Raw genomic sequence first — 9250 nt, forward strand, 5'->3', positions numbered from 1 at the left:
ACAGGGTATCAATGGATTTCAGCATACAGCTATCCAACGGTGCTGAAATCCCTCTTGGGCGATGTAGTCTATAACAGAAAACTCTGCCCTCAGGAGAAGCTCACCATGAAGCATACGATTACAGTCCCTAGTCTCATCTTGGCCTCAGTCATCGCCATGGCCCTACCCACCACCGCGCAACCGATGGAAAAGCAAAGCTCAGGCACCGGTACCGCCTGTACTGCGGCGACGCCAAAAGAACAGATTGCCCTGAATGCAGCTAAAAATGAAGCTCGGCAAATGGCAGAAGTGACCAACGGGGGATTAAATTTTTACCGCGCTGAACGTGCCATGCATGGCGCGGTGGTCGAATCACCGTGCGAGATGATCGGTCCCAATTCTTGGCGTTTTACCATTCGAGGGGGCGAACCCAGTGCCGTGGCTTTGGAAGAGGAATACACGATCCTCAGCGTGGTGACTGTGACAGGTCTAGGTCGCGATCGCAACGTCACCATCGACTACAACGGCCCCATCGAAGAATACACTCCATAACTGATATCAGGTGATATCAGGCATTCATATCAAGGTAAAGCTAATATTCAAACTAAAGTAGCTTCAATAACCCTGCATCCATCCGGAGCAGGGTTTTAGCCACCCGTGAATTGGCATCAATTAGCTCAAAGTCTTCAAACTCAAACCCTGGAGCAACGGAGCAGCCCACCAGCACCCGATCCTTCAAGGGAACAGCCGCCTGCCAATATCCAGCAGGAATCACATGACAGAAGTTCATGGACTGCCCTGAGAGTTCAATGGACTCAAGGGTAGAAGAACGGCCATCCCACTGATAAAGATAAAGCCCTTCCCCCTGGTATAAATTCCACACTTCATCATGACTCACCCGATGAAAGCGGCTCACCTCATGGGGATCCAACGAAAAATAAATGTGGGTGAGGGCAGTTCTTGTTTTGTTGTCAGTCGCAACTGTTTTTCCAGAGCGATACACTTCAAGATAACGGCCACCCTCGGGATGTTCTAGGAGATCGGTATATTTCATATCATCAGAATCCCTCCAGCACGATCTTGCCACGAGTAGAGCCGCTTTCAATCAGGCTATGCACCTTGCGCAGGGTGGCAGCATCAATCTTGCCCGCCACTGCCGTAGCGGTGGAACGGATCTTCCCCTCATCCACCAGCTTGGCCACTTCGCTCAACAGGTGACCCTGTTCCGCCATATCCGGCGTCCCAAATAGGGAGCGAGCAAACATAAATTCCCAATGTAACGATACGGTTTTCTGCTTGAACGGCATAATGTTCAAATCTTCTGGGTCATCAATCAGACCAAAACGACCCTGGGGCGCGATGAGTGCGACGATATCCGCCAGATGCTGGGCGGTCTGAGTTGTTGAGAACACAAAACCGGGAGCACCCAGGCCTAAAGCTTCAACCTGCGGGGCTAAGGGCTGTCGGTGATCGAGCACGTGGTGGGCTCCGCACTCGCGCACCCAAGCCTGGGTTTCGGGACGAGAGGCGGTGGCAATCACCGTCAGGTCCGTCATGGCCCGCAGCAGTTGAATGGTAATAGAACCAACGCCGCCTGCGCCGCCAATCACCAGAATGGTCTTGCCGCCCTGGGGGGTTGGACGCTGGACATCGAGCCGATCAAATAGCATTTCCCATGCGGTGATCGCCGTCAGGGGCAGCGCGGCGGCTTCGGCATGACTCACACTGGCCGGTTTGGGGCCAACGATGCGTTCATCCACCAAGTGATATTCACTGTTGGTGCCGGGTCGGATAAAGGAGCCAGCATAAAACACCGCATCCTCAGGTTTGAAACCCTGCACCTCTGACCCAACGGCTTCCACAATACCGGAGGCATCGAATCCCAAGATGCCCCATTCACCCTCTGCGGGCGGCTTACGCAAGCGCAATTTTGTATCTACGGGATTAACCGAAACGGCGATAATCTTGACGAGCAGATCGCGACCTTCAGCTTTGGGTGTCTCCAGGGTAATATCCAGTAGGGCATCTTCTCGGTCAATCGGTCCAGGGGATTTATAGGCTACGGCCTTCATCGTTGATCTCCAATTTTAGTTAAGTGCCATTGCAGGCAGTTTAAAGTCTTGTCACTTCGTTCAATGTGTTATTCCTATGGGTTTGTCACAGCTCATCGATCTCACAGTTCTCGTAGAACAGAAATACGGCGGGATTGTCGTTGTCCTGATGTCGGTCATGTTGGAGCCAACCTGCTTTCTTCAACGTTGGCTCAATCAGCCTGAATAAGTGAGCTTTGACCCGATCGATCTGCCAACATTAGCCTCATTTCTCGCTACGATAGTCAATTGTTCAACCATCTCACGACACCTTGTTGTTGTAAAGATATAGTGAGAATGAGCTATACATAAGCATATCGTAAGTACACACTTTCTTGATACCTAGTATCCATTCGTATACTAAAGGAGTCCCTTGATGCCCCCAACTTGATATGACTATCACGAAGGGTGTCCTGTCGCAGCGGCTTTAGAAGTCATTGGCGACCAGTGAAAAGGCGTGAGCCTTTACCATTTGTTATCAGAGACCATCCGGTTGAATACACTGCGCCGCTTGATGCCAGAAATCACCCAGAGAATGCCCACAAAACAGCTGTCCCAAATTTTCTCCCATGGTGCCGATAGTTGAAGCATGAAATCATCCTTTCCATCAATCACACCAAATCGTCTGAACCCATGGCTAGCGGTAAACTATTCGCTGGTGTTTCCAGGTTTGGGACAGCTATACAGTGCTTTCTGGGCAAAGGGAATTAGCCTGGTACTGGTAGCAGTGGTCATGATCGGCTATGCCACCTGGTCTATTTTTGGGGCCAATGGCCAAACCATGAGAGGATTTTGGACCATAGGAGGCTTCCTCCTAGTGTATAGCTTTAGTATTTTGGATGCCTATCGCGGCACCCAGCCGGGATACAGCACCCGGATTTCAGTACCCCAGGGAACAAACGACCCTTGGTATGCCGTTTTTTTATCCCAGCTGCTGCCTGGATTGGGACATTTATATCTACAGCAAGCGTTGGCTGGAGGAATATTTCTGTTGACGGGGATTCTAACCGCTTGGCTAGCGAATTCTATGCCCCAGTTGGTCCCCATGCCACCATTGATTTGGGTGTTGAGTTGTTACCATGTGTACGTCAGTTTTCCCCATCGAACAGGGTATAAATCGGGTGCGATCGCACTTCTGATTATGGGTATGTTAATCGTGCGGCTGTCCTTGGGGTTAACACCGGGTTGGGTTCGGCAGGCGGTTGAGCAATGTATTGTCCCAAGTGAGTCGATGGCCCCCACACTACAAGTCAACGACCGTCTCTTTGTCCGACGTAAGCACACCTATCGCCCTCAGGTTGGCGACATTATTGTATTTACCCCACCCGATCAAGCCCTCAACGATCTACCTGAGGAGGATCTACCTGAAAATGTCGATGATCTGTTATACGTAAAGCGCGTGATTGGGTTGCCAGGTCAACAGATAGCGATTAAGGCAGGTCGTGTTTATGTCGGCGATCTCGCTCTTACCGAATCTTATATTCAAGCAACACCTGCCTATGAATGGGGTCCCGAAACAGTGCCTGCCGACAGTTATTTTGTGTTGGGTGATAATCGTAACAACAGTGGTGATTCCCATGTTTGGGGCTATGTGCCTGAAGCTAACATTTTAGGGGCAGCTTACAAAATCTACTGGCCACCCGATCGGGTTCAACCCCTGGCAAAGGACTAATTAGTGACTAACAGACCAGGATATTCGATTCATCGGGTGCTGCCTAGGGTGCTTGCCCATAACCTGACTGTAGCTGTGGGGTATCATTATTGAGCTATCTTCATCATAGGCTCATTGCGCTTAACAGATAGAACTCCAATTTATATAGGACTCCAATTTATAGGGACTGTCACACTAATGTATGTATAGGTAATTTAAACATCTAGGATATCCACTAATATGCGAATTCTGTTATTTTTTTATTCTGTCATCATCCTAGTACTAACACTTTGGCCCTTCAAATTTTCCGTACCTTGTAGTACCTGCATGAACGGTGCCACCTTAAACTCTAATAACAGTAGCCTTGAGTTTCAACGTCCCGGCATCGTTACAAGTGTCACACCACCCCAGGGCTTATCCCAACAGCTGAATGCGGGCAAAGGGTTAACCATCGAAGCCTGGCTAGATGCCGTTCCAGGAAATCAGTTTGGCCCAGCTCGCATTATCTCCTACTCCCCGGACCCATTTCATCGAAACTTTGTCTTAGGTCAGCACAAAAATGATTTAGTCTTTCGCCTACGAACGTCTGAAACTGATCTTACTGCTGCTCCACAAGAAATTGTTGTTCCTGATGTTTTCACCTCGAAAAAACGTCTGCATGTTGTTGTTAGTTATGATTTTTTCAATTGCCAGATTTACATTAATGGTCAACTAAAAAAACAATCTGGAGAAATTACCGGTGATTTTTCTAACTGGGATACCAGTTACCCGTTGTTATTAGGCAATGAACGAACAGGCGACCGCCCATGGCTCGGGCGTATTGAGCAGCTGGCGTTTTACCAAGGACCGATGTCAGCAACGGAAGTCGTTGAACGCTATAGGGCACCCGTGGCAGCAACAGAGAGACCAGATGCCGTTACAGCTTTTGAGTTTTCCGATAGGGCAGATGGGCTCATTCTCGACCAAGGAATGATGCAACCCATTGTTCCACTGGAACTGCCATCAGTTTACACAAACGCAGACAGCCCTCATTTTCTGTCGCCCAAGCAACGACACATACAAGATTTTATTACTAACTTCATCCTGTTTCTCCCCCTTGGACTGCTATGGTTCTCGGTCCTGTTTAATTCCAGCAGCTCAGCCGCTAAAGCTCTGGCAACCGCCGGGATAATCGTGTTGAGTTATGCCTTAACGACTGAGTTCCTGCAGCATTATGTAGATGGCAGAAGCTCTGCCTTTTTTGACCTGGCCAGCTGTCTTGTCGGTGGTGTGGTCGGCAGCTTTATCGGTTGGCGTAGCAGGTTCTTTAATCGGGGCAGCTTGAGCCCTCTATAGCAACCGCCCCATAGCCCCCATCTACCCGTTGAATCGGGCATCCAACCAATTGACCGTCAAGTTCCGATTTCTGGAGCCCAATGGCATGTGAACAATGTGCCACAAGTACTCGCACATTGGCCACATCACTGGGGTGGCATCCACGGACCCTGGCTCACCAGACGAACATCAGTGCCTGTGATATTGGTGTGGTAGACCAATAGGGTTTGCTGTATCGCCGTGCCGGGAATTGTCTGATCGACTAGGATTTGCACTGCCCACCCTGGACGAATATCCATGCCGCAACTGGGGACACCTTCGCGGGTATTCAAACAGCGATCAAAGAAGCGAGCATCTGCCCAGAACAGGCGCAGACCGGAGGTGGGAATTCCGGTATCTTCTGCGACCTGGGCAAGAATTCGACGTTGGGCAGCTTCTGATAGACTTTGCAACCCGTCGAGTGTCCAGTCCCCAGCCCCAGCTCCCTGCCGGATGTAGTAAACCAGGCGGAGCGGCTCGGAACTTACCCCTCCGGCAACAACTACTCGCCATCCAGAGGCAGTCACATTGGGGCAGGCGCCCCGCATCGGCTGGGAGGGACCACCACCACCGCCACATTCGTTCCAAGCAACAGGTTGAATCGATTCAACCTGGACACCGATATTGGCTGGTGCGTCTGGAGCCGTTGCGAGGATCAGTTCAGGAGTGTTGAACCGTTCCTGGGCATCCTGCATCACTGCATTCGCGAGAGCTGCTGGAAGGGTGCCCAGGGTGCCCTCATCGTTTTCATCAAACCAGGTGTTTGTAGGGATGGGGGAGCCGATCCCCCGCAAGCGAACAATGTGATCACGACCATTGGCCATCGCTAAGATCCGCCACCCCAAATAGATCGGTGGAATTGGGCAGAATTCGCCGTCTGGACAGGCTGTGGCTGGGAGTACGGTTTCTTCTGGTGCGGCCAGGATTTGCAAATTGCCTGGGGAAACCTGGAGGGTTGTGGCAATGTGCGATCGCATATCTTCTGACACATCTTCCAGGGGCGAGGCAACAGCCCCCGATCGCCGATCGACGTAGTAGGTACGCATCACGGTTTGATTAATGGTCGGAAACTCAGCCATGATAATGACCCGCCACCCCCTACGAGGAGTGGTTTCACAGGAACGGTAGGAGAAGCGCCCCTGGGGTAAATCGGGGTTACAATCCTCCCAGGTAGCAAGTTTAACGTGAGCAATACGAATGTTATCGATGCGGTTTTGATAGTCTCGCTGAAAGGTGCGTCGCACAGTATTTGCCACGGAACGCGGTAATCCCATGCGCTCAAAGGCAACGGTTGACTCAGAGGACGCGATCGCTGGGCGTCCGATAACGGGAAATGAGGACAAGGGCAGAAAATGGGCAAGGCTAGTGCTTGCGATCGCAACCCATAACCCAATTGCCCCATAGACGAATCGTTGAACCTGCATCACCACACATCCTTCGATAAACTATTGGCCAGAGAATACAACTAAACCCATTGCTACCGTAAATAGAAATGGTTGTTAAATGGTTATGGTTACTAAAACTGCAACCCAGCATAACAACACTCCATATCTCATTTACCTTAGAAATAATGGGAGACAACTAACCAGGCAGCGGCCAACCGACTGTGATTTCAGAAACCGCACGGCCCGCAGATCCGGTTGAACCGATTGTTATTCCACCTTGTAACGCCGTTTGTGAAACGCAATGTAATCAGCAAGTTGTGGAAGCGGAATGTAGCCGTGCGATTCCGGATCATCGGGCAAGTCATCTACAGTTACACGCTGGATATCACTCATACAGGACCGCTCCCCAATGCCAGTTTCGAGAATCGTGTATGCAGTGTCAACCGATTGATTCTCAAGAACAAAATCTGCATCCGGGAACCCAATAATTACACCGAGTTGAGGAGGGTCATCAGAAGAATTTGTTGGCATGAACCACAGAGCAGAAACATCGAGCGAGATCTCTCCGTCCGTATGTTGGAAGACAAAACCCATCGCAGGTTTTAGAGCGAGGAATTGCCAACCGACTAAAGTTGGTGCGGCGTCTACAAGTTTATCAGCAGATGAAAAGGCGTCGGCGTTGCCTTCGGCAGTGATGATCAGTTCGTGAGGAACGGCATTGGTGGACAGCAGAAAATACAGTCGATCATCAAAGCAGTGGAGCTGCGAAAGTAGTTCGTCTTGCAGATCGTTTGGGACGTCGTCTTTGGGGAGTCGTTCAGCGAAACCGCGAAACCAAGTCCAAAATGCAGTTGGTGGCAGTTTCATTGCGGGTTTTGTCAGATAGGTTACTGGTCAGCGGTTGCTAAAAACTTTATGGCATCGCAAGTGGCTACAGTCAATGGGCTGAACCAGGGTTGTTATACCGCTTCAATCGCTCAATTAGCATAGTTTACTGAACCCATGCTCTTATAAATTTGGTTTGATGCAAAAACTTAAAAGTTAAAATTACCGTCTAGATGCTTCCAAACACTCGATATGTATAAATTTGCGCCAGCTTCCAGGCATGAACCTATCGTATTTGGCTCTGCCAGACCGGAATACAGCAACAATCAAGTTAACGAGTGGATTAGATTTATGCAAACCCAAAATATTCAGCGCGTCTGCTGTTTGCTGCCTAAATCCCAACTCAGACACTACTCTGATTTGCTCGATGTTTATCAACAGACCTTTGGCATAGACCAAGTATGTTGGTCACCAATCCAGGATTTTCACTTTGCCACGCATCAAACCCTTATCCACCAAATTTTACCGTTCCTAGCATGCGCTGATCGGTTGCAGGAGAAGGCCGTTGTTCATTGCTCTGCGGGCATTGGACGCACAGGACACGTTTTAGCAGCTTGGCTTGTGGCTGGGCGCGGTCTTACCCACAAAGCTGCAATTTCTGCCGTTCAGAAATCTGGCAGAAATCCTTATGAATCGGTCATTGCTGCCCCCTTTCAAGGACGCAACCCCTGGAAAGTTCTTAAAGAGCTAAATACTTTGCTGGATGAATGTAATCGATTGAGAGGCGAGTGGTCTAACCCTAAACTCTAACAGATAAGTTTGATGCTCCTCCCACAAACCAAAATACACATGGCATAACGACCGAGTTGAGCAGTGGCTAGACAAATAAGCCGCTTAACCATGTGCTCCGACCATTGACTCGGGAGTATCCGGAACGTCTATCAAGAGGTTGCATAGATTGGGGAGGAATCAGGGAAGCTATTGCCCGACTTTAATTTTCCAACAGGTCTATTGGTGCCATCTGGCTGTTTGTACACCACTACAATCCATCCTTACATTGCTAGGGTTATCAACTCTTTTTGCACTTGAGTGTAAAATGGTCGTCTCATCTAGGAGGAACAACTTTTAAGATATGATCACCCCTTGGGATAAAAATTTCTATCGAATGAGCATGTTTGCTGGCGCTACGATCCTGCTCTTAAAAGCCTGTAGTCCTCCAGCGAATACGGCAAAGGAGGTCTGTGAAGATTTTCTAGAGAAATGGGAAGCGAAACCAGCCGAGTTAGAGTTTACTCACTGCAAGAGGGTTGAGAATCCTCAATTTGACCGCTTGGAATCTTCCTATGTTGTGGCTGGTGCTGATGCGGCAAGTGTAGAGCAATTTTTGCAAAGAGAATTTAATCTAGCGCCCCTAAGATTTGTCTGTTGTGTCTGGGAATCTACCACTGGTGACGCCAATCGTCCTAGCCACGCCAGCTATACGGATGAAGAGGGGTATTACTTTCATATCTCCATGGGGTCTGAGGAAACGCTGCTGCGCGATCGCAAAGACTGGCCCAATATTTCTCAATTTCACGTTCGCGTTACCAAGCATTTAGGATCACCCTGATCGGAGGTTATAGGGTAAGGTTCTCCTTTGTTCAGGATAACCCCTGGTATTTGGAGATTTTTTTAATCAGCGTAAGATTTCTTTCTTTGCCTCAGTGATCGCTCTACTCAAGATGATGGTGGGCTTTGTCACAATTGAAACAAGCTTCACTCTTTCGCATGAATAAAGCCAGCTAACGCCTTGCTCACCGGAAAATTACTCACTGCGATCGCAATTTTCCCGAGTGCAGCAAATTTATGGGGAGACGGGGATTAAACGAGGAGACGAGGAGACGACTATGCATTGGGAGACAGACCAGATGTCTAATAACATATCGTACGCTCCTCACTCCAAATCAGGCCCATGTTCTTAGAAAAGC

The 9250-nt window shown here is 49.4% G+C and carries 11 protein-coding genes; 7 read left to right on the top strand and 4 right to left on the bottom strand.

Annotation, left to right across the window (positions count from 1 at the left end; all coding sequences use genetic code 11):
* Nucleotides 1–105: 105 nt before the first annotated feature.
* Nucleotides 106–531, top strand: coding sequence for a hypothetical protein (locus tag VB741_RS22380; protein ID WP_323367434.1), 426 nt, complete (start codon nucleotides 106–108; stop codon nucleotides 529–531).
* Nucleotides 532–583: 52 nt separating this feature from the next.
* On the opposite strand, the gene VB741_RS22385 is transcribed toward VB741_RS22380, so the two are convergent.
* Together VB741_RS22385 and VB741_RS22390 are read right to left on the bottom strand one after the other, a co-directional pair.
* The gene (locus VB741_RS22385) at nucleotides 584–1033 is read right to left on the bottom strand and encodes a cupin domain-containing protein (protein WP_323367435.1); all 450 of its coding nucleotides are present in this window, start codon (nucleotides 1031–1033) and stop codon (nucleotides 584–586) included.
* A gap of 4 nt (nucleotides 1034–1037) precedes the next feature.
* Entirely contained in the window at nucleotides 1038–2051 is a 1014-nt protein-coding gene (locus VB741_RS22390; protein WP_323367436.1) for a zinc-binding alcohol dehydrogenase family protein, read from the bottom strand.
* Nucleotides 2052–2127: 76 nt separating this feature from the next.
* Here VB741_RS22390 and VB741_RS22395 point away from each other — a divergent pair, with 76 nt between their 5' ends.
* The 4 genes from VB741_RS22395 (at nucleotide 2128) to VB741_RS22405 (ending at nucleotide 5055) form a co-directional block, all read left to right on the top strand.
* On the top strand, nucleotides 2128–2259 hold the full coding sequence (locus tag VB741_RS22395; RefSeq protein ID WP_323367437.1) for a hypothetical protein: 132 nt from the start codon (nucleotides 2128–2130) through the stop codon (nucleotides 2257–2259).
* Nucleotides 2260–2526: 267 nt separating this feature from the next.
* Complete coding sequence (locus VB741_RS26500) at nucleotides 2527–2655, top strand: winged helix-turn-helix transcriptional regulator (protein ID WP_442786430.1); 129 nt, start codon at nucleotides 2527–2529, stop codon at nucleotides 2653–2655.
* Nucleotides 2656–2658: 3 nt separating this feature from the next.
* Nucleotides 2659–3741 (top strand): signal peptidase I, encoded by a 1083-nt coding sequence (gene lepB, locus VB741_RS22400; protein WP_323367438.1) that lies wholly within the window; start codon nucleotides 2659–2661, stop codon nucleotides 3739–3741.
* A 306-nt stretch (nucleotides 3742–4047) separates the two neighbouring features.
* A complete protein-coding gene (locus VB741_RS22405) occupies nucleotides 4048–5055 on the top strand; it encodes a VanZ family protein (RefSeq protein ID WP_323367439.1) in 1008 nt (335 codons plus the stop codon).
* A 125-nt stretch (nucleotides 5056–5180) separates the two neighbouring features.
* Here the strand turns inward: VB741_RS22405 and VB741_RS22410 are convergent, their stop codons facing one another.
* Together VB741_RS22410 and VB741_RS22415 are read right to left on the bottom strand one after the other, a co-directional pair.
* Complete coding sequence (locus VB741_RS22410; RefSeq protein ID WP_323367440.1) at nucleotides 5181–6497, bottom strand: hypothetical protein; 1317 nt, start codon at nucleotides 6495–6497, stop codon at nucleotides 5181–5183.
* 228 nt (nucleotides 6498–6725) lie between these two features.
* The gene (locus VB741_RS22415; protein WP_323367441.1) at nucleotides 6726–7325 is read right to left on the bottom strand and encodes a hypothetical protein; all 600 of its coding nucleotides are present in this window, start codon (nucleotides 7323–7325) and stop codon (nucleotides 6726–6728) included.
* Between the two features lie 210 nt (nucleotides 7326–7535).
* Between VB741_RS22415 and VB741_RS22420 the strand changes: the two genes are divergently transcribed.
* Entirely contained in the window at nucleotides 7536–8093 is a 558-nt protein-coding gene (locus VB741_RS22420) for a protein-tyrosine phosphatase family protein (protein WP_323367442.1), read from the top strand.
* 355 nt (nucleotides 8094–8448) lie between these two features.
* Nucleotides 8449–8892, top strand: a complete 444-nt coding sequence (locus VB741_RS22425; RefSeq protein ID WP_323367443.1) for a DUF4952 domain-containing protein — start codon at nucleotides 8449–8451, stop codon at nucleotides 8890–8892.
* The last annotated feature ends 358 nt before the right edge of the window (nucleotides 8893–9250 follow it).

Origin of the sequence: Leptothoe sp. PORK10 BA2, from assembly GCF_034932105.1 — a bacterium.
In the GTDB taxonomy this organism is placed as follows: domain Bacteria; phylum Cyanobacteriota; class Cyanobacteriia; order Phormidesmidales; family Phormidesmidaceae; genus Leptothoe.